The sequence below is a fragment of the Vibrio sp. 1CM24A genome (assembly GCF_023161725.1).
GTDB lineage: Bacteria > Pseudomonadota > Gammaproteobacteria > Enterobacterales > Vibrionaceae > Vibrio > Vibrio coralliirubri.
Genome location: NZ_JALNTS010000005.1, coordinates 196,744 through 222,114, shown reverse-complemented (window position 1 = coordinate 222,114; position 25,371 = coordinate 196,744). Strand labels below are relative to the sequence as shown.

Genomic DNA, 25,371 nt, shown 5'->3' with positions numbered 1-25,371 from the left:
GCTTTTTCATTTTATAGACGGGATTAAATTCGTGAACTTTTTTGCAATGCTTAAAGACTTCTCTAAGGGACGTTTATCTTGGCTTTTACTGCTGGCTTTTATTGTCTTTTTTGAAGCGTGCGCTCTCTTCTTCCAACACGTGATGATGCTTGGCCCTTGCGTAATGTGCATCTATGAGCGCGTTGCTATGCTTGCTATCGGTGTTGCTGCAATCATTGGTGCTATTGCCCCTCATAACCCAATATCACGTTGGTTAGGCCTTGCTGGCTGGGGATTTGGCGCATATAAAGGTTTAACGCTGGCTTTAGAACACGTTGACTACCAGTTTAATCCGTCTCCTTTTGCTACTTGTGATCTGTTCGTGACCTTCCCAAGCTGGGCTCCTTTAAATCAATGGGCTCCGTGGATGTTTGAGGCTTACGGCGACTGCAGCAAAGTTGTGTGGCAGTTCTTAGAGCTTTCGATGCCACAGTGGCTGGTGATTATCTTCGCAGGCAACTTAGTTGCTTTCGGTTTTGTAGTGATTTCTCAATTTGTAAAATCAAAGAATGACTAACAATTAGCTCATCATGTTCAGAAACGAAAAAGTCGACCCTAAGGTCGACTTTTTATTGCTTAAACTTTTTATCACTTAAAGAAAGTCTGTTACTCACTCAAGCTAAGTTGTTCAACAATCCGTGATTAGCTGTTTTTACCGCAGCATTGTTTAAACTTCTTGCCGCTTTCACAAGGGCAAAGGTCGTTTCGACCAATATCTTTAAACGGGTTCACGCTCTGCGATTTATTACCTAGCATCGCCTCATCAGCCGCCATTGCCACTTCTGAGATCATCAGATCGACTTGACCCACTAAATCGGCAAGCGATGGTGGATTGGTAAGCCCTGCAGCGATCATTTGTTGTTGAGTTTGCTCTTCATCAATCGCAAGCATCAAGGTTGTTAGGAGCGCTTGCAACATGCGTAGAGTACCATCCGCGACTGTCACGCTCTGCCACTGCTCTTCGACTGTTGGCCAAACCATCATGAAGCCTTCAGAAAAATCGGCGAACTGTTCGTTAAAGTCACCTTCAGCCAGTACGTCTGTTAATAGGTATTCATTACGCTGAATCAGGTTGTGCTGACGGTTAATCTGTTCTGTCACCGTTGTTACCAGCTCTTTACCCGCTTCAGGCGCAACGATAGCAAGCCACTCTTCTGGATCGAGTGGTTTGGTCGCTAAGTTAGAGGCAAGGATTGCACCTTCCATAAACTGCGGAGTAATGTCAGTGATTGATTCTGGTAGGCTTAATAATTGATATGTCATGAAAGCTCTGGATATTGGGCATTTTCGATATTATAACGCTATCCTCCCAAAGATGTCGCTATTAAGAGACGAAACCATCATTAAGACATACACCACACTCATAGTGACAATTCTGTAAGCACACCGTACAATCACGCCTCGAATTTTTCGGTTCACTCAGTTTTGGTAAAGCAACATGCGCGTAATACTTGGCCCTATGGAGGGCGTTCTAGACCACCTAATGCGTGAAATTCTCACAGAGATCAATGATTACGATCTCTGTGTGACAGAGTTTGTGCGCGTCGTGGATCAACTTCTTCCCCCGCATGTATTCCACCGAATTTGCCCTGAGCTACATCAAGGCTCTCAGACCATGGCTGGTGTGCCAATCCATCTCCAGCTTTTAGGTCAACACCCAAATTGGATGGCCGAGAATGCTTTTCAAGCTGCTAGCTTAGGCGCGAAAGGGATCGATCTTAATTTTGGTTGCCCAGCAAAGGCGGTAAACAAAAGTAATGGTGGTGCGTCACTGCTAAAAGAGCCAGAACTCATTTATCAAGTGGTAAACGCCTGTCGAGAAGCAGTACCTGCACACATACCTGTGTCCGCAAAGATTCGATTAGGTTGGGAGCATCCGGAAGAGTGCTTTGAAATCGTCGATGCCATCGAACAAGCCAAAGCTGACGAACTCACCGTGCATGCAAGAACCAAAGTTGGCGGCTATAAAGCCAGCGAAATCAAATGGGATTTCATCAATCAAATAAGAGAAAAAACGTCTCTGCCGTTGATTGCTAATGGGGAAATCTGGAACTATCAAGATGGTCAAGATTGCATAGAAGCAACAGGCGTCGATTCATTGATGGTCTGCCGTGGTGCTTTCAATATTCCAAACCTTGGTAACGTCGTTAAGCACAACCACCAGAAAATGCCGTGGGATAAAGTCATTGAACTTTTGCTGCGCTATTCAGAGTTTCAAATTAAAGGGGACAAAGGCATGTACTACCCCAATAGAGTGAAGCAGTGGTTTGTTTATCTAAGTAAAGGCTATCCTGAAGCGAACGAACTGTTTAAAGAAATTCGTACTTTCAAAAAGGCGCCACCGATTGTAGAACGCCTTCAGCGTTATCAAGAAGAACGCCGCCAACCTGTTTAAGATTGTGTTTAGGGTTAAATACCCAACGCTACAAACGTGTTTACCGGTACAAATAAGCTTCGCTTGGTAGACACGTTCGCTCTTCCCTCTTTCATACTAAGCATCGATTCAATAACGTGGTTAAAATTCAAGACGGTCTTTACCCGTCGTCTTGGCTACGTACAGCTTTTCATCGGCGTACTTAAATATCTCATCGAAGTTAAGTTTACTTTGCTCAGTTTCAACAATGCAGACACCACCAGATACCGTAAACCCATTTGGAATAATGTCGGCTGAAGTGGAACAAATCGCATTCTTCACTCGCTCTAATGTTCTCATCAGAGTTTCACGATCTTCGCCTTTCATGTAAACGACAAACTCTTCACCGCCAAACCGAGCTGCAACATCACTGCTTCGAATACTGTTACTGATCTGACGCGACATATAACGAATCACATCATCACCCTTATCGTGGCCGTAGGTGTCGTTAATTGACTTAAAATCATCGATATCGAAGACGGTTAAGGCAAACAGTTGATCGTGCTCTACGCTGCGCCAGAACGCTTCTAAGCCACGACGATTCAATAACCCTGTCATAGGGTCTTTGGCTGCGAGATCTTTGAAGTAACCACGTTCAATATTGGAATTGACGTAGAAGAAGATGGTTACAGAGAACAGATACACAATGATGGCAACAATAAGGCTGTCTTTCTCGTAGACGAAAAAGTGCTCAACCTCTTTCGTGATGTCTAATTCGTAATACATCGCATGGTGAGACGCGACACCATCCAGTTTGATCTCGTGATAAAAAGCCGCAGAATCTACCGGGGTCGCTAAAGTGGTATCAATGATATCGATCCGACCTGCAAGATGCTCATTCGAGTTTGCAAGCAGCTTGTCAGCGTCAATATCAACCGAAAGCATCCCTTGATGCACACCTTGGTGGAACACTGGGATCGTCATACTGATCATTCGGTCTAGAGACTCAAATCGATAAGCAGGGCCTGTTAGTGTTAACTTTTCTGGATTGTTGGCCGTTTTTTGCCAATAGGGACGACTTTTTATGGTTGAAAGTAATTCCTTACTCAGTTTCTTAGCAAACCCTTCAGGCGACGAGATCACATAACCACGCTTATCAATAAAGTGCACACCGCTATGGAACTCATCAAGTTGGGATAAGAATGAAAGAATTGGCGCAAGAGCAATCTTCTTAGACGCACTTTTGTAGCTGTCACTGGTTTCGGAACAAAGGGATTCTTCACCGACCAACATATAGTCGATATCGACAGACGGGATGTCTGAGGTTTTACCATCAGCGAGAAGTAACACGTCAATCGGCCAAATTTGGCAAAGGCCATCCACAACTTGTTTGTTGTGATCAAGAAAGAGAGGATTTCCTGATTTGTAGTAGTTGGAGAAGCTGTAGTCTAGGGCAGTCACTACCTTTGTGGTTCGTTTGAACACCTCTTCAATACGTTGGAATTCGCTGCTGATGTCTTTCTTGACCAAATCAAAATGATTCTTTCCTATTAGGCCAAGTAACATTGCGGCGATCACAGCGGGAAACCCGAAGACAAAGGTTAGGCTAAAGTGCCTATTTACTTTCATATAATGTGCTCTTAGCGTTCAGCTATTTTCATTTACCCCATTAATATTATTACATTAATTGCCATTTTCCTCGAGGTAAAAGAGTGTAAATTGATATGAATCGAGCCTAAGTATTGAACAGACAATTCCTTTTATAAAACTAACCCTGCATGAAGCAGGGTTAGATGAGATTGTTTAAGTCATTTTAAAATTCAACGATTTACCACATCAAAAATCTTCGCTTGCATCGCTGGAACAAGAATATCAACGGCACCGTTAGCAATCGGCACGCTCTTCTCCTTGCCTTGCAAATTAACCAGCTCTCCTTGCTCTTGTCCAAGCATCCACACAGGCAAAGACAACGCCTTTTCATTTTGGGATAGGTTGAGCACAACCAGTGTTTTTTCACCGTTGAGGCTGCGGGCGAACACTAACGTCTCAGCGTCACAATACAACTCGAGGTACGCACCACTTTGTAAGCTGCGACGTTCTGTTCTCAGTTTTATCAAGGCTTGATGGAATGGGAACCAAGACGAAGACTCTTCCTCTCCCCATGGGAAACATCTGCGGTTATCTGGGTCTTGCCCCCCTTCTAAACCGACTTCTGTTCCGTAGTATAAACACGGAGTTCCAACATAGGTAAACAGTAACGTCAAAGCCAGTTTTTGCTTAGCTTGGTTGCCCCCTAGCAGCGTCAGTAGGCGAGCCGTATCATGGCTGTCCAATTGATTCAGCTGCGATAATTGGTTCAACCAAGGAACCTTCGCTCTCGCTTCAGCTAACCAATCAGAGAAAGCGAACATATCAATGTCAATCGGCTCGTACGCGATGTCTTGTTTCGCCAATAACGCACGAACTGGGTGAGCGAAACCATAATAGTTCATAGACCCATCTTCTTGTGGGCCCTGTAGCCATGATGTGGCTTCAAAGAAATGCTCTCCCAAGATGTAGGCCTCAGGGTTCTCTGCTTTCGCTGAATTCCGAAATGCCTCTACATAATGCGCATTGTTATAAGCGCCCTCACCCTCGCCTAACATGTGAATCACATCGAAGCGCCAACCATCGACATTATAAGGTGCTTTCAACCAATGCTTTATCACAGAGTCTTGCGACTCATATATGTAATCTCGCACGGAAGCATTAGAAAAGTTTAAGACTGGAAGCGAACTGATCCCTTTCCAGCCGACATATTGCTGAGGGTTGTCAGGGTCGAAAAAGTAGTAGTCGTGAAATGCCGAGCCTGGGTGGTCATAGGCACCCGAACCTGTCACTTTCAGCTTATCGAACCAAGGGTGCTCGACAGAGGTGTGGTTAAACACAGCATCCAGAACGACTCTCATATCACGCTTGTGGATGTCCTCTGAAAGTGCAGCGAACTCATCATTGTTTCCAAAATACGAGTCGATGTTGTAGTAATCCGTTGTGTCGTATTTATGATTACTAGGCGACTGAAAAATTGGATTGAGATACAGCGCGGTGATGCCTAGATCTTGTAGATAATCTAACTTGCTATGAATGCCTGCGAGGTCACCACCGAAGAACTCTGCAGCCCCCGTTCCATTGTGTCCTTCTACAGAGTCACCCCACTCTTTCACCACAACATCTAAGGTGTTTTCTTTTAGGCGATATTCCCCAGCTTTGACACTAATGCTCGGGTTTCCGTTACAAAAACGTTCTGGGAAGATTTGATAGAAGACTTGCTCTGACACCCACGCTGGTGGCTGATGTTGGCTATTAAATTTAAAGTGAAATTCGCGACTCGAAACACGGCTGTGAACGCCTTTCGCATCCAGCCAGTATTGTCCCTTTGAATCGACAAGCTTGAACGCATAGTGCGTAACACTTCTATCTGTATTAACAGGAAAAGAGACCTGCCAAAGCGTCAACCGACCTTGTGCACCCACCTTTGTCATATCGAGCAGATACTCTTCGTTATCTGGCTCGTGCCTCAACTGAACCTTATTCCATTCATTGCGTTCAGACAATAATGTTACGGTTAATACGCCATCGTTTTCGTGGAAGTAATCAGAAGTTTGAGCATGAAAGATAAATGGTTTCATAGCGGTTCTCGAGCAATGTTCAATTTGCTTAAGATATGAAAAATTTCATTGACCACAATGAGAAAAATAACATCCGTTAAAGTAGATCACGTTTTGTAGATCCACTTTGTTTACAGTAAGTCGATTTCTCTCAAAATGATCAATTGAGTCACCCATTTGAGAAAGGGATATCAAATTTGGAATAGCGCCATCAGCGGCTAATGACCGCACGATCAATCACAGACTGAGGCACTGTCACGCCAAGCTCACGTGCAGCATCTAGGTTGACCACCAGCTGAGAACTTTGCGCAGTTTTGACACTCAGCTTCCCCGGCTTCTGTCCTTCCAGAATGGCTGCGACATAATCCGCAGTCTGAACCCCAACATCATAATAATCTAGACCTAAACCAGCAATCGCTCCCTTCCCGACATAAGACGTTGCTCCTGCAACCACAGGTGTGCCAGCTTGGTTTGCAGCGTCTATCAGCCCCTCCATGCCGCTTGCAACCGTGTTATCGGTCAAGGCATAGATAACATCAGACTTCTTAGCAATGGATTCTGCTTTTGCTTCGACATCGTCAACAGTCAGCGCTTTTTCGGTGTGAAGTGTATAACCGAAATCTCGGGTCGCCTTTCTCAATAACCCAACTAACGCAACGGCATTCGCTTCGGCAGGGTTATAAACCACACCGATTGAACTTGCCTTAGGAAGAAGCTCTTTGATCAAAGAGACATGTTGAATAATTGGAGAGAGATCAGAAAGACCCGTGACATTCCGGCCCGGCTTTTCTAGCTGTTTGACCAGCCTAGCACCGATAGGATCCGTAACCGCGGTAAACACAATCGGTATCGAACGGGTTGCCGAAACCAAAGCTTGTGAAGTCGGTGTCGCGATGCCAACGAGTACATGAGGATTTTCACTGACGAGCTCTCTGGCTATCTTGGCTGCCTGAGCCGGGTTACCATTCGCCATTTCATAGGAGAATTCTAAGTTCTTACCGGGTTCATAGCCCTTGGCTCTCAATCCTTCAAGAAGCCCTAGACGTGTCGCATTCAGATCTGGATGATCTACGACTTGTGACACTGATACCTTGGCAATATTTGCTGTTACATTGCCAGTCCATAGCAACATCCAGCAACTTAAAACCGCTGCCAATACCTTTCTTACAGAACTCATTATCGCTCCCTGAATCAAGCTCTACCCGTCATTACTCGCTCAAAGAGAACAACATCAAAATCACTATTGATATTATTACCAGTAACCATTGATAACTTGAAGTGATATTTAACAAAAATACAACAAGGCTCGAGTTATGTGAGAAAGGTTATATTGACTTCGGAGGAAGGTAAGAAACCAAGTGAATAAGGACAGGTAAGCTAAACGGAAAGTAAGCGAGGTAACAAAGAGAGGAGCAAATCTGAGAACAAGCTATAGAAGATGAATAGTTGTTCTCAGACAAGAGGGAGAGCTGGGATTCTTTAGAACCAACGCTCCATTGAGGACTTATCTAACTGACGAAACGCACGATTTAAAATGATTGCCAATTCTTTATAGCGAGGTCGCGGCTTCATAGGCTCTAACGCAAAACCCGTTTCAGTGATCTTTTCATGCAGTTCGCGGTACCACGATACTAGCGCTGGCGGAAGTTGTGTATTTGAGCGATTGCCCAACCACCACATACCTTGAAGCGGCAAGCTGATCGCAAACAAAGCCATAACCACAGCCTGTGGCATCGCTTGGTAATTATTAAAGACCATTTGTGTAAGAACACTGATAGCGGCAATCGCAGGCATCACTTTCACGCCAAAACGGGTCGCTTTAATAATGCGCTGTTCTGGGAAGATCGCGTTTAACTCTTTTCGGACGGGCCAGAGATCCATGTACTTTTGGCCATCTTTTAAACTACTAGCTAAACCAACTCTATTGCTCATATGAGTCTCCCATTAAAAAAAAGTTGAAATCATCAACTAAAAACACAAAAATTTGACGAAAAATAATATTCTTTCAAATTTTTTTGTTATATTTGCACAATATCGCTATTATTTGCAGACCTCAATCTCATTGTTGCCCTTATTTACAATTTAAGCAACTTTGAGAAGACTTCTGCAAGGAATGCACAAGCCTCTTTTTGATAAAGAGCGCTTTCACTTTATACGGAAATTAACGTTTTTTTGACCAAGGTTAGTACGCAAGCCTATGTGCTTCGACTATTCTTGAGATTAATTTTCATCCTTAACTGATTTCGATCAGAAAAATAAACAGGTAGTCATTAATGTCTAAGCTAGTTTTAGTTTTAAACTGTGGTAGTTCTTCTCTTAAATTCGCTGTTGTTGATGCAGAAACAGGTGCAGAGCACCTAACTGGTCTTGCTGAGTGTCTAGGTCTTCCAGAAGCTCGTATGAAGTGGAAACTTGATGGCAAGCATGAAGCACAACTAGGCGCGGGCGCAGCTCACGTAGAAGCACTATCTTTCATGGTAGAAACTATTCTTGCTTCTAAGCCTGAGCTTAAAGCTAACCTTGGCGCTATCGGTCACCGTATCGTACACGGTGGCGAGCAGTTCACTTCTTCTGCACTTATCACTGATGAAGTTCTTAAGGGTATTCAAGACGCTGCGACTTTCGCACCTCTTCACAACCCAGCTCACCTTATCGGTATCGAAGCGGCTCAACAGAACTTCCCTGGTCTACAAAACGTTGCTGTATTTGACACTGCGTTCCACCAAACAATGCCTTCTGAGTCTTACCTATACGCTCTACCGTACAACCTGTACAAAGAGCACGGCATCCGTCGTTACGGCATGCACGGTACTTCTCACCTATTCATCACTCGTGAAGTTGCAGGCCTACTAAACAAGCCAGTTGAAGAAGTTAACATCATCAACTGTCACCTAGGTAACGGCGCTTCTGTATGTGCAATCAAGAACGGTCAATCTGTAGATACTTCTATGGGTCTGACTCCTCTTGAAGGTCTTGTTATGGGTACTCGTTGTGGTGACCTAGATCCTGCGATCATCTTCCACCTACACGACGCTCTTGGTTACTCTGTTGAAGAAATCAACAACATGCTAACTAAAGAGTCTGGTCTTGCTGGTCTAACTGAAGTGACTTCTGACTGTCGTTTCGTTGAAGACAACTACGGTGAGAAAGAAGAAGCAACTCGTGCAATGGACGTGTTCTGTCACCGTCTAGCTAAGTACGTTGCTGGTTACACTGCAACTCTAGAAGGTCGTCTAGACGCAATCACTTTCACTGGCGGCATCGGCGAGAACTCTGGCCCAATCCGTGAAATGGTTCTTAACCGCCTAGGCATCTTCGGCATCGAAGTTGACGGTGAAGCTAACCTTAAAGCTCGTTTCGGCGGCGAAGGTACTATCACTACAGCTAACAGCCGTATCCCTGCAATGGTTATCTCTACTAACGAAGAGCTAGTAATTGCTGAAGACACTGCGAAACTAGCAGGTCTTTAATTGATTTTCCTGACTAGCTTCACTCGAAGCTAGTCAGTTTTTCATATCAAGAAAATGGGGCTCAACTTCTATTCCTACCCCAATTTAAATATCGGTGGGAATAGCAGTTGAGCTTTTTTTATTTCCAATAGTCAAAGGTGTTCGTCAATGTCACGTACTATTATGCTTATCCCTACAAGCGCTGGTGTTGGTCTTACTAGTGTTAGCATGGGTGTTCTTCGCGCTATGGAGCGTAAGGGCGTAAGTGTTTCTTTCTACAAGCCAATCGCTCAGCCTCGCAGCGGTGGTAACCAACCAGATCTAACGTCTACTATCATCAGCGCAAACAGCGACATTAAGATTGGTGAGCCAATCGCAATGACTAAAGCTGAAGCTTTGATCGGTAGCGAAAAAATGGACGAGCTTCTTGAGTCTGTTGTTGAGCAATACAACAAGATCAACAAAGACGCAGAAGTTACGCTAATCGAAGGTCTAGTACCTACTCGTAAGCACCCATTTGCTAACCAAGTGAACGCGGAAATCGCAAAAACACTTGGCGCGGAGATCGTATTTGTTGCGACTCCTGGTACTGACAACCCTACGCAACTTAAAGAGCGTATCGAAGTAGCATGTTCTAACTTCGGCGGTACTAAGAACAAAAACATCAAAGGCGTAATCATCAACAAGCTTAACGCTCCTGTTGATGAAGCTGGCCGAACTCGCCCTGACCTTTCTGAAATCTTCGATGATGCAGACAGCGCTCAGCAAGCGAACCTTGAAGTAATGCAAATCTTCAACTCTAGCCCTATCCGTGTTCTTGGCTGTGTGCCATGGAGCATCGATCTAATCGCAACTCGTGCGGTTGATATGGCTAAGCACCTTAACGCAGAAATCGTTAACGAAGGTGAAATCTCAACTCGTCGTATTAAGAGCATCACTTTCTGTGCACGTTCTCTACCGCACATGATTGAGCACTTCAAACCAGGTTCACTGCTAGTAACTTCTGCAGACCGTCCTGACGTTATCGTTGCTGCGGCTCTTGCTGCGAAAAACGGTGTTGAGATTGGCGCAATCCTGCTAACTGGCGGTTACGACATTCCAGAAAGCATTGCTAACCTTTGTGCACCAGCATTCGCTTCAGGTCTACCGATCTTCAAGGCTCAAGGTAACACTTGGCAGACGTCTCTAAACCTACAGAGCTTCAACCTAGAAGTTCCTGCAGACGATAAAGAGCGTATCGAGTTCGTTAACGATCACGTTGCAAGCCACATTGATGGCCCTTGGATTGATTCTCTATCTGAAGGTACTCAAGGCATCCGTCGTCTAAGCCCACCAGCATTCCGTTACCAGCTAACTGAATTTGCTCGTAAAGCGGCTAAGCGCATCGTTCTTCCTGAAGGTGATGAGCCACGTACAGTTAAAGCTGCGGCTATCTGTGCTGAGCGCGGTATCGCAACGTGTGTACTTCTAGGTAACCCTGAAGAAATCCGTCGCGTTGCAGCGCAGCAAGGTGTTGAGCTTGGCGCTGGCGTTGAGATCATCGATTCTGCATCAGTTCGCGAAAACTACGTAGCTCGTCTAGTAGAACTTCGTGGCGCTAAAGGTATGACTGAAGTTGTTGCTCGTGAGAAGCTAGAAGATTCAGTATTCCTAGGTACTATGATGCTTGAAGCTGGCGAAGTTGACGGCTTAGTTTCTGGTGCTGTTCACACAACGGCGAACACAATCGTTCCTCCGTTCCAGATCATCAAGACTGCTCCTGATGCTTCTATCGTATCTTCAATCTTCTTCATGCTTCTGCCTGATCAAGTTCTTGTATACGGTGACTGTGCGATCAACCCAGATCCAACAGCTGAACAGCTTGCTGAAATCGCTATCCAATCTGCAGATTCTGCTGCGGCATTCGGTATCGACCCACGCGTTGCTATGATCTCTTACTCTACTGGTGAATCTGGTAAGGGTGCAGACGTAGATAAAGTACGTGAAGCAACGAAACTTGCTCAAGAGAAACGTCCTGATCTAGTGATCGACGGTCCTCTACAGTACGATGCAGCAATCATGGAAAACGTAGCCGCTTCTAAAGCGCCTAACTCTCCAGTTGCAGGTAAAGCGACAGTATTCGTATTCCCAGATCTAAATACGGGTAACACGACTTACAAAGCTGTACAGCGTTCAGCAGACCTAGTGTCTATCGGTCCAATGCTTCAAGGTATGCGCAAGCCAGTAAATGACTTGTCTCGTGGTGCTCTAGTAGACGATATCGTTTACACAGTAGCTCTAACGGCTATCCAAGCAGACCAAGCTGCACAAGCTGAAGAAAAAGTAATTAACTAATTTTTCTTTTGTAGAAAGCAAAAACCCTAGATGTTTATCTAGGGTTTTTTTATGTCTGGAGTAAAGGAACTACTTGGTAAGCCTAGCCTCGACCGTGGGGCGATTCTAAATCCAGACCTGGCCCTTTAGGTACCACTTGAGTTGGGTTAATACCGGTATGGCTGTAGTAGTAGTGACGCTTGATATGATAGAAATCGGTCGTCTCTTTAATACCCTCTATTTGGTACAACTCTTTTAAGTACCCTTGAATATGTGGGTAGTCAGCAATTCGCTGCTTGTTACACTTGAAGTGACCCACATACACCGCATCAAATCGAACCAGAGTAGTGAACAAGCGCCAATCCGCTTCTGTAATCTCGTTACCCGCCAAATAGCGATGTTCGCTAAGGTGAGCGTCTACTTTGTCTAAGGCTTCAAACAAGGCGTCATACGCTTCTTCATAGGCTTCTTGTGTTGTCGCAAAGCCGGTTCGGTATACGCCGTTGTTGATGGTTGGGTAGATATAATCATTCCACTCATCAATCTTCTTGGATAACTCCCACGGGTAGTAATCATCGGTGTTGCCTGTTAACTCATTAAATTCGGAGTTAAACATACGGATAATCTCAGACGACTCGTTACTCACAATGGTGTTGGTTTTCTTATCCCACAGCACAGGTACCGTTACTCTGCCCGAGTAATCCCGTTTGGCTTGAGTGTAGATTTGATGCATGCGGGTATGACCAAACAGAGGCTCAGGCAAGCCCATTTGCCACCCTTCACTCATCATGTCGGGGCAAACTACTGTCACATCGATGTGATCGGTCAGGTCTTTCAGCTCACGGAAGATCAGAGTGCGGTGCGCCCAAGGACAAGCTAACGATACGTATAAGTGATAACGGCCGCTTTCCGGCTGAAACTGCGCGCCCGGTTTGTTCTCTACCCAGTGACGAAAGCCCGCATCTTCACGAACGAACTTACCACCGCTTTCTTTGGTGTCGTACCACACGTCGTGCCAAACACCTTCAACTAACTTACCCATATCCAAACCTCTGTCATCCAAGCTTTTCCCTAGTATAAAAAAAGCCAACTTTTTCAAAACTAGAAGAAGTTGGCCTAGTTGTTCGAATTATTTGAAGGAGGCTTGTTCTGACACAAAAAAAGCGCAACTCATAAACAAGTTGCGCTTAAGCCTGTCACAGGCTGAACCGGTTTAAATAGGCTCTAGACTTGTACGTGCAAGCAAGATACTGCGTGTACGTCATCGCCTTGAATGGTTGGCTTAGTTTGCGCACACGCCTCTGTTGCTTGTGGGCAACGCGTACGGAACACACAACCTGATGGTGGATTGATTGGCGATGGTAAATCACCCTCCAACATCTGAATCGTTTTGTTGCGCTCTAGACGAGGGTCTGGAATCGGAACTGCAGACATCAACGCTTTGGTGTACGGGTGTTTAGGGTCAGAGAATAAGGCATCTGATTCACCAAGCTCTACCGCGTTACCTAGGTACATCACCAAGACACGGTCAGAGATGTGTTTAACCACTGACAAGTCGTGCGCGATGAATACCAAAGACAAACCAAGTTCTTTCTGTAGCTCTTTCAGAAGGTTAACTACTTGAGCTTGGATAGATACATCCAATGCAGAAACAGGTTCATCACAGATGATCATCTTAGGTTTCAAGATAAGCGCACGTGCAATACCAATACGCTGACACTGACCACCAGAGAATTCATGTGGGTAACGGTTGATTACGTTTGGTAGTAGACCAACCTTTGCCATCATTTCTTTAACTCTGTCCTTCACTTCTTGTTTAGAAAGTTCAGGGAAGAAAGTCTCTAGAGGCTCAGCAATGATATCGCCTACTGACATACGTGGGTTAAGCGACGCTAGCGGGTCTTGGAAGATCATCTGAATCTCTTTACGAGTCTCACGACGCTTCACTTCCTGCATCTTAGTTAGGTCTTGACCTAACCACATCACTTGCCCTTCAGTCGCTTCAACCAAGCCGATAATCGCACGGGCAAAAGTTGACTTACCACAACCAGACTCACCTACTACGCCTAGTGTTTCGCCTTCGTAAAGGTGAACATCAACCCCATCAACCGCTTTAAGGTTTGATGGTTTTGCCCAAGGCCAAGCAGACTTCGCTGCAATGCTAAAGTGAACTTTCAGGTCTTTAATATCTAATAGTAATTCTTTACTCATTTTGTCCAAGTCTCCCAATCTGAAAAACAAGCACGCTGACGGTCTTTAGCAAATGGCTGCAAAATCGGTGCTTCTTGCTTACAACGGTCCATTACACGGTGACAACGGTCTTGGTAAGGACAACCTGTTGGTAGGCGAAGTAAGTTAGGTGGGTTACCTGGAATCGTCGGTAGAATTTCACCTTCGGTATCCAAACGAGGGATCGCTTTAAGCAGGCCTTCCGCATATGGGTGGCTTGGCTCGTAGAAGATTTCATCAACCGTGCCGTATTCCATTGTACGACCCGCGTACATCACAAGTACTTTGTCACATGAGCCAGCAACAACACCCAAATCGTGGGTGATCATAATGATTGCTGTATTGAACTCATCTTTTAGTTCGTTCAGCAATTCCATGATTTGCGCTTGAATGGTTACATCCAGTGCCGTTGTTGGTTCATCAGCGATAAGTAATTTAGGACGACACAGCAGTGCCATTGCGATCATCACACGCTGACGCATACCGCCCGAAAACTCGTGCGGGTACATAGTGATACGCTTGCGTGCTTCAGGGATTTTCACCGCTTCAAGCATGCGTACTGATTCTTCAAACGCTTCTGCTTTACCCATGCCTTTATGCAGCATAAGTACTTCCATCAACTGATCACTTACTTTCATGTAAGGGTTCAGTGAGGTCATTGGATCTTGGAAGATCATCGCGATCTGTTCAGCACGAACTTTGTTCAGTGCTTTCTCAGGTAGATTGAGAATCTCATTACCTTCAAACTTTGCACTGCCTGAGATGATGCCGTTCTTAGCCAGCAGTCCCATTAGTGCAAATACCGTTTGAGATTTACCCGAACCCGACTCACCAACAATACCCAGCGTTTCGCCTTGATTGAGTGAGAAGTTCAGGTCGTTTACTGCGGTTACGATACCATCTTGCGTGGTAAATTCGACGCGCAGATCTTTGACATCTAATAAGCTCATTATTGCTTCCTTAATCTTTTATAGCTTTTAATTGCTATTTCTTTATCTGTCTTTTGGATCAAGCGCGTCGCGCAGACCATCACCTACGTAGTTAAAGCAGAACAGCGTAACTACCATGAATGCCGCAGGGAATGTTAATTGCCAGATTGCAACTTCCATTGTTTGCGAACCTTCTTGAAGCAATGCGCCCCAGCTTGTCATAGGCTCTTGAACACCAAGACCAAGGAAAGATAAGAATGACTCTGTAAGGATCATGCTTGGAATAAGCAGCGTAGAGTAAACCGCTACGATACCCAGTACATTCGGTACGATGTGGCGTGTAATGATCTTCCATTTGCTTACACCACATACGTGTGCAGCTTCAATGAACTCTTTACTACGTAGGCTCAACGTTTGACCACGTACAATACGCGCCATATCTAGCCAAGCAATCGCACCAATAGCAACGAAGATCAGGATGATGTTACGACCAAAGAACGTTACCAGTACGATAACTAGGAACATGAATGGTACTGCGTACAAAATCTCTAGGATACGCATCATCACTCGGTCAGTACGACCACCGATGAAGCCAGAAGCGGCACCGTAAAGCGTACCAATCAGTACCGCTACGAATGCACCCATCACACCAACCATCAATGAGATGCGGCCACCGACAAGAGTACGAACGTACAAATCACGACCTAAGCTATCTGTACCAAACCAGTGATCCGCATTCGGACCAACGTGCATTGCGTACCAGTCAGTATCATCATAAGTGTACTGAGCCAGCATCGGTAAGAAGATAACTGCCAGTACCATAAGCGTAAGAATGAACAGGCTCACCATTGCTGCTTTGTTTCGCATGAAACGAATGCGCGCGTCCTGCCACAAACTACGACCTTCAATCTCTAAGCTCTCAGAGAACTTTTCGATCGCTTCTAAATTTTCTTTTTTCTTCAACATAACCATGCGTCCCTGTTAGTAGCGAATTTTCGGGTCAATCAGCGCTAGCAAAATATCAACGATTGCGTTGAACAAGATGAATAGGAAACCAATCAAGATGGTTACACCCATTACTAGCGAGTAGTCACGGTTAAACGCGGCGTTAACAAACAGCTTACCGATACCTGGTAGGCCGAAGATGGTTTCAACAACAACTGAACCTGTGATGATACCTACGAACGCAGGTCCCATGTAAGAAACAACAGGCAGCATTGCTGGCTTAAGTGCATGTTTTAGAATGATATAACGGTAGCTTAGACCTTTTGCACGAGCAGTTCGGATAAAGTTACTGTTTAGCGTTTCAATCATGCTACCGCGAGTAATACGAGCAAAGGTTGCTACGTAAAGAAGAGACATCGCGATAACAGGCAGCACGATGTACATAAATGTACCGCCATGCCAACCACCTGCTGGGAATATGTTCCAATGCAGGGAGAAAAGGTAAATAAGCGCCGGTGCCAACACGAAGGATGGCATCACCACCCCGAGCATGGCGGTCGACATTATGGTGTAGTCGACCCAGGTATTGTGCTTCAAGGCGGCAATCGTCCCGACGGTGACCCCCATCAATAGTGTGAAGATAAAGGCAACGAAACCTACCTTCGCAGATACTGGAAGTGCAACCGCGATCAGCTCATTTACTGTATAATCTTGGTATTTAAAAGAGGGACCGAAGTCACCTTGTAAGATATTTGTCAAATACGTGGTGTATTGTTCAAATACTGGTTTATCCAAGCCGTATTTAGCTTCGATGTTAGCCATAACTTCTGGCGGTAATGGACGCTCGCTTGAAAACGGGTTACCCGGTGCGAAACGCATGAGAAAGAAAGATATAGTGATCAACACCAACATGGTTGGAATCGCTTCAAATATCCTTTTCATAATGAATTTAAGCATAAACTCACTCTTTCAGTCTGTGACAATTAAAATTAGAAAGACGCTACACGCGCGCCCTGCGCATGTAGTGTCTGTATCGTTATAGTTATATTAACTTTTTAGAATCGAAGCTTATTATTGAGCTTTGATGTATAGGTCTTTCGAGAAGATCTTGTCTTCCGCGTTGTTGATTGGGAAACCACCAACATGCGGGTTAAGTAGACGTGATTTCACGTATTGGTAGATAGGAGCGATTGGCATGTCGTTTGCCATTAGCGCCTCAGCTTCTAGGTAAAGTGCTTTGCGCTCTTCTTCTGAAGTTGAGTTAAGTGCTTTATCGATGATTTTATCGTAAGCCGCGCTGTCGTAGTGAACACCACCGGTAGTGTTGTTACTCTTCATTAGCGTTAGGAACGAAGACGCTTCGTTGTAGTCACCACACCAACCAGCACGTGCTACTTCGAAGTCACCAGAATCTTTAGAAGATAGGTACGTTTTCCACTCTTGGTTCTCAAGTGTTACAGAAAGACCCAGTGTTTTCTTCCACATAGAACCTAGCGCTACAGCAATCTTCTTGTGGTTCTCTGAAGTGTTGTAAAGTAGGTTGAATTTAAGTGGGTTATCTTTACCGTAACCTGCTTCTTCAAGAAGACGTTCTGCTTCTGCGTTACGCTCTTTTTGAGACATCTTACCGTAAGCTGGTAGCTCAGGATCGAAGCCAGCTGTGATTTCAGGCGTTAGGAAGTACGCAGGTTTTTGACCTTGCGCTAGGATAGCACCTGTTACGATATCACGGTCGATTGCGTAAGAGATTGCTTGGCGAACACGAACATCATCAAATGGTGCTTTCTTCGTGTTGAAGATGTAGTAGTAAGTACATAGGTTACCCGCTACAGATACATCTTCCGCGTACTCTTTTTGAAGACGCTTGAAGTGCTCAGTTGGAAGTTCGTTTGTGAAATCGATTTCGCCAGATAGGAAGCGGTTCATTTCCGCTACTTGGTTTTCGATTGGTAGGAAGGTTACTTTATTTAGAACCGTCTTATCGTTGTTCCAGTATTGGTCGTTACGCTTTAGAACTAAACGCTCGTTAACAACCCATTTATCAACAGAGAATGCACCGTTACCAACGAAGTGGTCAGGCTTAGTCCATTGATCACCGAATTCTTCAACAGTTGCCTTGTGTACTGGCTTCATTGTTGTGTGGCCCATCATCATTACGAAGTATGGTACCGCTGTTTCTAATTCAACAACAAGCGTGTTTGCATCTACAGCTTTAACGCCTAGCTCACTCTTGTCTTTCTTACCCGCTACGATGTCCTTCGCATTCGCCATCTTGGTATATTCCATGTACCAAGCGTATGGAGAAGCAGTGGCAGGATCAACTGCACGTTGCCAGCTGTAAACGAAATCTTCAGCTGTTACAGGATCGCCGTTAGACCATTTTGCGTCTTTACGTAGGTGGAAAGTGAATGTTTTGTTGTCTGTCGTTTCCCAGCTTTCAGCAACGCCAGGGATAGTATTACCGTCGCCGTCTTGGTTCACTAGACCTTCTAGAAGATCACGAATTACGTGAGATTCTGGTACACCTTGAGATTTGTGTGGGTCGATAGTCGCAACTTCAGTACCGTTACCGCGAACAAGTTCCTGAACTTTTGCTAGTTCTGTACCTGCTGGAACTTCAGCAGCGATAGAAAGAGTAGAAGTGGCAGCCACTGCCAAACCAGCACCTAGAAGAAGGGCCTGAGTGATTTTATTCTTGTACATTTAATAAACTCCAAGTTTTTCGTATTGCATCCATGACTTCTTTGCTTGGTTCACTGAACGGCAGTGATTTAGATTTATTTAGCTCAAATTTTAAGCATAAAAATCTAAAACCTTACAAAGATTGAGGCACACACTATCAACCATTGAAGTAATTTGCCATAAACAAGTCGCAAAAAATCGGATAATTCTCCGAATTACTTAAGGTAATAGTGTAAATCTCTAATAAAAACCTAATGAATAGTGAGTTACACATAGGGATTAATTAAAAAACAGCCTTTAGTGTTGATGTATCTGTATTGATACTTTTTTTTAGCATCTTATGCTAGAACACAGACGGCAAATTAACATTAATGCCACATGAAATCTAATTGCACATCACATATCCCCTAAATAGACTCCACTATTTGTGAGGATTATCACTTTATACAAAACAGCATAAAGCACTGCACCAAAACAGATTTAGAAACGCACCAAGACAGACAAAATCACGCACCGAATTTATATGCAACTTGAATGATTAACCATTTATTAATACAGCGCTTATTTATAAATGACTTTGTAGCACGCACAAAAAAACCGACGTTCAACGTCGGCTTTTTACTGTCTCAATCAACAGAGCGAATTTTTGGAGCAACATCATATTGCGAGAATTATTTCTCCCAACGCTCCGCAGCTTTTGTATCTGAATCGCGAGAATCAACCCAGCGAGTTGTTTCAGTGGTACGTTCTTTTTTCCAAAACGGCGCTTTAGTTTTCAGAAAGTCCATAACAAACTCACACGCTTCGAAGGCAGCACCACGATGCGCACTGGATACACCAACGTAAACAATCTGGTCGCCGATATCTAGGTCACCAACACGATGGATAACTCGCATCTTCTGAATAGGCCAGCGTGCCTCAGCTTGATCACAGATCTCGCTCAGCGACTTCTCTGTCATACCCGGATAATGCTCTAGAGACAAACCAATCACGTTGTCGCCAAGATTCATGTCGCGAACTTTACCAACGAACGTCACAATCGCTCCGGCAGCTGTACCTTGAGCCAAGTAGTCGTATTCGTCGCCTACAGAGAAGTCCTCTGCTGTCACTAATACTCTTGGATCCATGCTTAGCCTCCGGTCACTGGTGGGAAGAAAGCGACTTCATCGCCGTCTTTCACTTCAGTCGTCAAAGGTACGATTGATTGGTTAAGCGCAGCCAGAAGCTTGCCCTCTTCCAATGCGATATCCCATTTGCCTTCCTGTTCTACAAGGTGGCTGCGAATCGCTTCAATTGTCTTGAACTGTGCATCAACTTCAAGGCTGTCCACACCAACAAGTTCACGAGTTTGAGCAAAGAAAAGTACAGTAATCATGATTCCACCTTGAAGTGTCCTGATTTACCACCCGTCTTCTCTAACAGGCGTACGTTCTCGATAACAATGTCTTTCTGAACAGCTTTACACATATCGTAAATCGTCAGCGCAGCAACAGAAGCAGCCGTTAGCGCTTCCATTTCTACGCCTGTCTTACCCGCAAGCTTACATACCGACTCGATACGTACCTTATTTTCAGACTCGATCGCTTCAAGCTGCACTTCTACTTTGGTTAATAGCAGAGGGTGACACAGTGGAATCAGATCCCACGTCTTCTTCGCCGCTTGGATACCCGCAATGCGTGCCGTTGCGAAAACATCACCTTTATGGTGGCTACCAGAAACAATCAGCTCTAGCGTTTCTGCCGACATTTGAACGAATGCTTCCGCTCTCGCTTCACGTACTGTCTCAGCTTTAGCCGATACGTCGACCATGTTTGCTTCGCCAGACGCGTTAATGTGTGTAAATTGGCTCATACTCAAACCGCCTTATACAGAAAGGTGTGGCATGAAGTTACAAGGACGGTGGCTAGCATCCATCTGTTGCTTAATGATCTTAGTCCAGCCAGTGCGACAAGCACCTGTAGAACCTGGCATCGCAAAGATTACTGTGTGGTTAGCAAAGCCCGCAATCGCACGAGATTGAATTGTCGATGTACCGATCTCTTCGTAAGACACTTGACGGAATAGCTCACCAAAGCCTTCTACTTCTTTGTCGAACAGTGGCTTAAGCGCTTCAGGCGTGCTGTCACGAGAAGTGAAGCCCGTACCGCCAGTGATCATGATCGCTTGTACGCTTTCATCAGCGATCCACTTAGATACGATCGCACGGATCTTGTACATGTCGTCAATAACGATTTGCTTATCAACCACGTTGTGACCCGCTTCTTTAGCATGCTCTGCTAGGTAGCCGCCTGACGTATCGTTTTCTTCTGTACGAGTATCTGAAACAGTTAGAACTGCGATGTTTGCTGCTTGAAATTTGCTTTCTGCGTGACCCATTTGTTCACCTATATAAATTTTTATTAGACTGATTCGCCCAGCCTAAAGAAGCTGAGCGATAAAATGCTTTAGAGTGTGTAGCGGGTTAACCGCCGATTGACGCCAAGTTTGGAGTCATGCCGCTGTTGCCATCGTGTAAGAAGTGGCTAACGGACTTGGTTTGAAGCTGAGCCTGAATTCGATCAATGAGCTCTTGCTCTTGTTGATCTTCTTGAATCAGATCTCTCAGTTCAACACCATGGTCGCCAAACAGACAAAGGTGAAGTTTACCGGTCGCAGAAACGCGCAGACGGTTACAACTCTCACAAAAGTCTTTCTCGTAAGGCATGATCAAACCAATTTCACCCTTGTAGTCTGGGTGGACAAACACTTGCGCCGGGCCATCGTTAACGGCTTTGACTTTTAACAGCCAACCATTAGCAATAAGCTGGTTGCGAATCGCAACGCCAGACACATGATGTTTATCGAACAACTCGTCCATCTCGCCGGTTTTCATCAGCTCAATAAAACGTAATTGAATGGGTTTGTCTTTGATCCAATTAAGGAAGGCTGGTAATTCCTGACTATTGAGGTCTTTCATTAATACGACGTTGACTTTGACTTGTTCAAAGCCAACCTCAAACGCTTTATCAATGCCTCGCATAACCTCAGTAAACTTATTCTCACCAGTGATCTGATGGAACATGCGCGAATCTAAACTATCCACGCTCACGTTTATATGGGTTAAACCAGCATCACGCCATTGCCCTACTTGTTTCTCCATGCGGTAGCCATTCGTTGTGGTAGCCACTTTTTCGATGCCTGGAGTAGAAGCAACGGTATGTATGATTTCAGGAAAGTCTTTACGCAGACTCGGCTCTCCGCCTGTAATGCGGATCTTTGAGGTACCACAATCTGCAAACGCTTTAACAACGCGTTTGATCTCGGGAACACTTAAAAAAGACGAGTTTTTTTGCCCTGACGGTTTGTAACCATCTGGCAAGCAGTAAGTACATTTAAAGTTACAGACGTCTGTAACCGACAAGCGCAAGTAATAAAACTTGCGATGGAATCTATCTTCGAATTGTTGCGCCACGGAACACCTTTCCAAACACGGGAGGCATAATCATTTCCAATTAAGCCCTTGTGACAACATGTCACTGGCTCTTGATGCGTATCGGTACAGCAAATACCACTGTGCGACTTAGCATGCGAGAGCTCGGAGTTATGGCAACTGAGCGTTATATTCACACGCGCAGTAGCTGAGTAATAAAATACTTAATATTTGTACGTGAATCTAGCTCTGATGGTAAAAAACGGGTCACATCGGCAAAAAAAACGTATCAAACGCTCAAAATAACTCTTGTTGAGTATATAGCGAGAAGCATTTAACCTAAATTATAGTTGGTAATAACCTAACAAGAACAATAAATGAATATTTACTCTTCAAAGAAAGTCGTAGCAATCGGCGGTGGCCATGGCTTAGGTCGCATGTTAGCTGCATTAAAAGACTTTGGTAACAATGCAACTGGCATTGTTGCAACGACAGATAACGGCGGTTCCACCGGACGTATTCGAGATTGCCAAGGTGGCATCGCATGGGGAGATACACGCAACTGTATCAACCAATTAATCACAGAACCTTCAATCAGTTCGATGATGTTCGAATACCGCTTTCGCGGCCAAGGTGAGCTAGATGGTCATAACTTGGGTAACCTAATGCTAACGGCGTTAGACAACCTTTCCGTTCGCCCATTGGAAGCGATTAACCTGATTCGAAATATGCTCAAGGTCGATGTCAATATCGTCCCGATGACAGAGCATCCTTCAGACCTCACAGCTCTATCAATGGACGGCCGCTGGGTAACCGGCGAAACCAACGTTGATGACATGACAGAAAAGCTGCGCATGATGGACTTGTCTCCAGAAGTGCCTGCAACCAAAGAAGCGGTTGCTGCCGTTGAACAAGCAGACTGCATTGTCCTTGGCCCAGGAAGCTTTTTAACCAGTGTGATGCCCCCTCTTCTCCTTCCAGAGATTGGCAAAGCCATAGCTGAGAACACCAAGGCAAAAGTTATCTTCGTTGAAAACCTGTCTCCAGAGCACGGTCCCGCAGGGAAAATGACGCTTCAAGAGCAATTGGAGTGGTGTGAACGTACCTGTAAGGCAAGGAAAATAGACATTGTACTGGGCAATGAACCACACCCTGAATTAGAAGGGCAATGGAATTGTGTGACCACAGATCTTGCATCAGCCAACCGAGATTGGCGACACGACCGTGTGAAGCTTCAACAAGCCATTGAAGCTCAGTTGGCTTAAGCCATAGGTTCAAGCGACAGACAACAAAAAAGGAGCATCATGCTCCTTTTTTAATCTCAGTAATAACTCGCCGTTTTAAAGATCCGTCATCAACTGCTGATATTCAGTGTACGTCGATAACAGGAGGTCTTGCATATCTTGAAAATCAACCTCTGTCACCGGCAACGCTTGCTTCACTTTTGCGTCTAAGCTAATCGCAAAACTACACAAAGAATCCGCACCAAAGCTTGCTGCGCTGCTCTTAAGTGCATGACTGATATCAGCCAAGTACTTAGAGGTATCCGACTCTTTATTTATCTCTAAGTGCTCGTAGTAGCCTTTCAACTCACCTAAAAAGATTTCCAGTAAAACCGGAACATTCTCTTGCCCAATTTCGCCGGCAAGCTCATCAACTTTTTGCTGATTTAATACTTTCGTCATTATTATTTTCTTATTGTTTGTTGATTACTGCTTCGCATTCCACGTTTGCAACTTACGGTATATCGTCGATGGACTGACATCTAAGAAACCTGCCGCACGGGGGATGTTGCCATCACACGCTTTAATGGCTTGTTCGATAGCCGTTTTCTCAGTGATCCACAATGGGAAAATATCTTTTACCGTGATGTCTTCATTCTGCTTCTCTTTCAATCGCAGACTGTTTTCAATCGGTTGGTTCAACGGTGGTGGAAGCATGTTGAGAGTAATCTCTTTGCCGTTATTCAAAACCACAACGTTTCGCAACACGTTTTGTAGCTGACGAACGTTACCCGGCCACTCATATTGATTAAAGCGATCAAGTACTTCCTGAGCAAAACGTACAAACGCCTTCCCCTCCTCGACCGACATGTAACCAAGCAGCGAATACGCAATTTCGATGACATCTTCACCACGCTCGCGCAATGGCGGCAAGTGCAGTGGAATCACGTATAAACGATAGTATAAATCTTCTCTAAAGCGACCTTCTTGTACTTCTTTCCAAGGGTCACGGTTGGTCGCACACACAAAACGAACATCCACACTCTTCATCTTCGAAGAGCCCACTTTTTGGAAGGTACCGGTTTGGATAAAGCGCAGCAGCTTAGTTTGCAGCTCTAAGTCCATTTCGCACAACTCATCAAGGAACAGTGTTCCACCATCAGCAAGCTCAGCAGCACCTTGGCGATCGGTCGCAGCACCGGTAAAGGCACCTTTAACGTGGCCAAACAGCTCACTTTCAATCAGATCTTTAGGGATAGCGGCACAGTTAATCGCGATGAAAGGCTTATCGCCACGCTTACTCGCCGCATGAATGGCTTCTGCACATACCTCTTTACCGGTACCACTTTCACCAGTAATGAAAATGCTCGCCTTACTCGATGCAGCAGAATCGATAGTTCGGTAAACCTGCTGCATGGTTTGGCTGCTGCCGATAAAGCCTTGGTAGTTCTGGTTTCCCGGGTGTTCCGAGCTGTTTTTAAGCTTGGTGGCTTTGCGGATCGCGTTGTTCACCGTAATACGGAGTCGGTCGGCTTCACACGGTTTGATAAGGAAATCTTGAGAACCATGACGCATCGCTTCTACAGCAGTATCGATAGAGCCGTGAGCCGTCATGAAGATAACCGGAACTTCAGGGTATTTTTGTTTTACAGCAAATAGCACGTCCATACCCGTCATATCAGGCAGACGTAGATCTAATAAAATAAGGTCTGGGATTCGATGATTCAAACTCTCGATTGCATCGCGGCCAGTGCCAACAATGTTGATATCAATTTCGAGCGGTGTAAGATACGAGCGATATAAAGCTGCTACCGAAGCGGTATCCTCTACCATCAACAAATACTTCGATTTGTTATCTAGCGTTTTTGATTGCATATCCTAGCCATTTATAATTTGCATTTCTTATTATAGTCGCATTCCGCTTTGCATTATGCAAATTAGCCACAATATTTGTAGTGTGTTTTTTTACTTACTTCAAACAATCAATGTTTTATCTATCTGGCACGAACGATGCAACAGTACAAATGACCTTCGGGTCACCTAGCCAACTGACGTTGTTAGTGGACCGAGTGTTCACAAACGTAAGCCAGTAGAACATTTACTACTGGCTGTTTTTTTGTCTGAAACACTCTCAATTCTTGTCTTGAGGGGAT

23 protein-coding genes and 1 riboswitch are annotated in these 25,371 nt (G+C 44.9%); of the genes, 5 read left to right on the top strand and 18 right to left on the bottom strand.

What is annotated here, in order from left to right:
- Window positions 1–46 precede the first annotated feature (46 nt).
- Complete coding sequence (dsbB, locus tag MSG38_RS13015; protein ID WP_048617897.1) at window positions 47–556, top strand: disulfide bond formation protein DsbB; 510 nt, start codon at window positions 47–49, stop codon at window positions 554–556.
- 125 nt (window positions 557–681) lie between these two features.
- Here the strand turns inward: dsbB and MSG38_RS13010 are convergent, their stop codons facing one another.
- Window positions 682–1,302: an SEC-C metal-binding domain-containing protein gene (locus MSG38_RS13010; protein ID WP_048613192.1), complete on the bottom strand. Its 621-nt coding sequence runs from the start codon at window positions 1,300–1,302 to the stop codon at window positions 682–684.
- A 175-nt stretch (window positions 1,303–1,477) separates the two neighbouring features.
- Here MSG38_RS13010 and dusC point away from each other — a divergent pair, with 175 nt between their 5' ends.
- Entirely contained in the window at window positions 1,478–2,434 is a 957-nt protein-coding gene (gene dusC, locus MSG38_RS13005) for a tRNA dihydrouridine(16) synthase DusC (RefSeq protein ID WP_017069187.1), read from the top strand.
- A gap of 120 nt (window positions 2,435–2,554) precedes the next feature.
- Here the strand turns inward: dusC and MSG38_RS13000 are convergent, their stop codons facing one another.
- The 4 genes from MSG38_RS13000 to yfbV all read right to left on the bottom strand — a co-directional run bounded on the left by MSG38_RS13000 (window position 2,555) and on the right by yfbV (window position 7,971).
- Window positions 2,555–4,021: a sensor domain-containing diguanylate cyclase gene (locus tag MSG38_RS13000; RefSeq protein WP_059020260.1), complete on the bottom strand. Its 1,467-nt coding sequence runs from the start codon at window positions 4,019–4,021 to the stop codon at window positions 2,555–2,557.
- Window positions 4,022–4,212: 191 nt separating this feature from the next.
- Window positions 4,213–6,060, bottom strand: coding sequence for a maltodextrin glucosidase (gene malZ / locus MSG38_RS12995; RefSeq protein ID WP_248401982.1), 1,848 nt, complete (start codon window positions 6,058–6,060; stop codon window positions 4,213–4,215).
- A gap of 190 nt (window positions 6,061–6,250) precedes the next feature.
- Window positions 6,251–7,216, bottom strand: a complete 966-nt coding sequence (locus MSG38_RS12990; RefSeq protein ID WP_248401981.1) for an ABC transporter substrate-binding protein — start codon at window positions 7,214–7,216, stop codon at window positions 6,251–6,253.
- A gap of 302 nt (window positions 7,217–7,518) precedes the next feature.
- The gene (yfbV, locus tag MSG38_RS12985; RefSeq protein ID WP_017062168.1) at window positions 7,519–7,971 is read right to left on the bottom strand and encodes a terminus macrodomain insulation protein YfbV; all 453 of its coding nucleotides are present in this window, start codon (window positions 7,969–7,971) and stop codon (window positions 7,519–7,521) included.
- Window positions 7,972–8,312: 341 nt separating this feature from the next.
- Between yfbV and MSG38_RS12980 the strand changes: the two genes are divergently transcribed.
- Entirely contained in the window at window positions 8,313–9,509 is a 1,197-nt protein-coding gene (locus MSG38_RS12980) for an acetate kinase (RefSeq protein WP_017107306.1), read from the top strand.
- A gap of 147 nt (window positions 9,510–9,656) precedes the next feature.
- A complete protein-coding gene (gene pta / locus MSG38_RS12975; RefSeq protein WP_017069189.1) occupies window positions 9,657–11,822 on the top strand; it encodes a phosphate acetyltransferase in 2,166 nt (721 codons plus the stop codon).
- Window positions 11,823–11,904: 82 nt separating this feature from the next.
- On the opposite strand, the gene MSG38_RS12970 is transcribed toward pta, so the two are convergent.
- From MSG38_RS12970 to moaA, 11 genes are all read right to left on the bottom strand, one after another.
- Window positions 11,905–12,843 carry a glutathione S-transferase family protein gene (locus MSG38_RS12970; protein ID WP_248401980.1) on the bottom strand — a complete coding sequence of 313 codons (939 nt, stop codon included), beginning with the start codon at window positions 12,841–12,843 and terminating at the stop codon, window positions 11,905–11,907.
- Window positions 12,844–13,025: 182 nt separating this feature from the next.
- Window positions 13,026–14,012, bottom strand: a complete 987-nt coding sequence (gene oppF / locus MSG38_RS12965) for a murein tripeptide/oligopeptide ABC transporter ATP binding protein OppF (RefSeq protein WP_009848634.1) — start codon at window positions 14,010–14,012, stop codon at window positions 13,026–13,028.
- Window positions 14,009–14,980, bottom strand: a complete 972-nt coding sequence (locus MSG38_RS12960) for an ABC transporter ATP-binding protein (RefSeq protein ID WP_012603544.1) — start codon at window positions 14,978–14,980, stop codon at window positions 14,009–14,011. Before MSG38_RS12960 ends, oppF begins: the two co-directional genes overlap by 4 nt.
- A gap of 42 nt (window positions 14,981–15,022) precedes the next feature.
- Window positions 15,023–15,925: an oligopeptide ABC transporter permease OppC gene (oppC, locus tag MSG38_RS12955; protein ID WP_065676819.1), complete on the bottom strand. Its 903-nt coding sequence runs from the start codon at window positions 15,923–15,925 to the stop codon at window positions 15,023–15,025.
- Between the two features lie 15 nt (window positions 15,926–15,940).
- The gene (gene oppB / locus MSG38_RS12950) at window positions 15,941–16,861 is read right to left on the bottom strand and encodes an oligopeptide ABC transporter permease OppB (protein ID WP_017062174.1); all 921 of its coding nucleotides are present in this window, start codon (window positions 16,859–16,861) and stop codon (window positions 15,941–15,943) included.
- A 114-nt stretch (window positions 16,862–16,975) separates the two neighbouring features.
- On the bottom strand, window positions 16,976–18,607 hold the full coding sequence (locus MSG38_RS12945; protein WP_248401979.1) for an ABC transporter substrate-binding protein: 1,632 nt from the start codon (window positions 18,605–18,607) through the stop codon (window positions 16,976–16,978).
- A gap of 650 nt (window positions 18,608–19,257) precedes the next feature.
- Entirely contained in the window at window positions 19,258–19,713 is a 456-nt protein-coding gene (gene moaE, locus MSG38_RS12940) for a molybdopterin synthase catalytic subunit MoaE (protein ID WP_017062176.1), read from the bottom strand.
- A 2-nt stretch (window positions 19,714–19,715) separates the two neighbouring features.
- Window positions 19,716–19,961: a molybdopterin synthase sulfur carrier subunit gene (moaD, locus tag MSG38_RS12935; RefSeq protein WP_048617867.1), complete on the bottom strand. Its 246-nt coding sequence runs from the start codon at window positions 19,959–19,961 to the stop codon at window positions 19,716–19,718.
- Window positions 19,958–20,437, bottom strand: a complete 480-nt coding sequence (gene moaC, locus MSG38_RS12930; protein WP_004734026.1) for a cyclic pyranopterin monophosphate synthase MoaC — start codon at window positions 20,435–20,437, stop codon at window positions 19,958–19,960. Before moaC ends, moaD begins: the two co-directional genes overlap by 4 nt.
- Window positions 20,438–20,449: 12 nt before the next feature.
- The gene (moaB, locus tag MSG38_RS12925) at window positions 20,450–20,962 is read right to left on the bottom strand and encodes a molybdenum cofactor biosynthesis protein B (RefSeq protein ID WP_004734027.1); all 513 of its coding nucleotides are present in this window, start codon (window positions 20,960–20,962) and stop codon (window positions 20,450–20,452) included.
- An 85-nt stretch (window positions 20,963–21,047) separates the two neighbouring features.
- A complete protein-coding gene (gene moaA, locus MSG38_RS12920; protein WP_009848642.1) occupies window positions 21,048–22,037 on the bottom strand; it encodes a GTP 3',8-cyclase MoaA in 990 nt (329 codons plus the stop codon).
- A riboswitch (molybdenum cofactor riboswitch) is annotated at window positions 22,026–22,178 on the bottom strand. Its footprint overlaps the gene before it by 12 nt.
- Window positions 22,179–22,372: 194 nt before the next feature.
- Here moaA and MSG38_RS12915 point away from each other — a divergent pair.
- Window positions 22,373–23,260, top strand: coding sequence for a YvcK family protein (locus MSG38_RS12915; protein WP_048611585.1), 888 nt, complete (start codon window positions 22,373–22,375; stop codon window positions 23,258–23,260).
- 75 nt (window positions 23,261–23,335) lie between these two features.
- Here the strand turns inward: MSG38_RS12915 and luxU are convergent, their stop codons facing one another.
- Window positions 23,336–23,680, bottom strand: a complete 345-nt coding sequence (gene luxU / locus MSG38_RS12910) for a quorum-sensing phosphorelay protein LuxU (RefSeq protein WP_017066591.1) — start codon at window positions 23,678–23,680, stop codon at window positions 23,336–23,338.
- A 24-nt stretch (window positions 23,681–23,704) separates the two neighbouring features.
- On the bottom strand, window positions 23,705–25,093 hold the full coding sequence (gene luxO / locus MSG38_RS12905) for a quorum-sensing sigma-54 dependent transcriptional regulator LuxO (RefSeq protein WP_004734031.1): 1,389 nt from the start codon (window positions 25,091–25,093) through the stop codon (window positions 23,705–23,707).
- Between the last annotated feature and the right edge of the window lie 278 nt (window positions 25,094–25,371).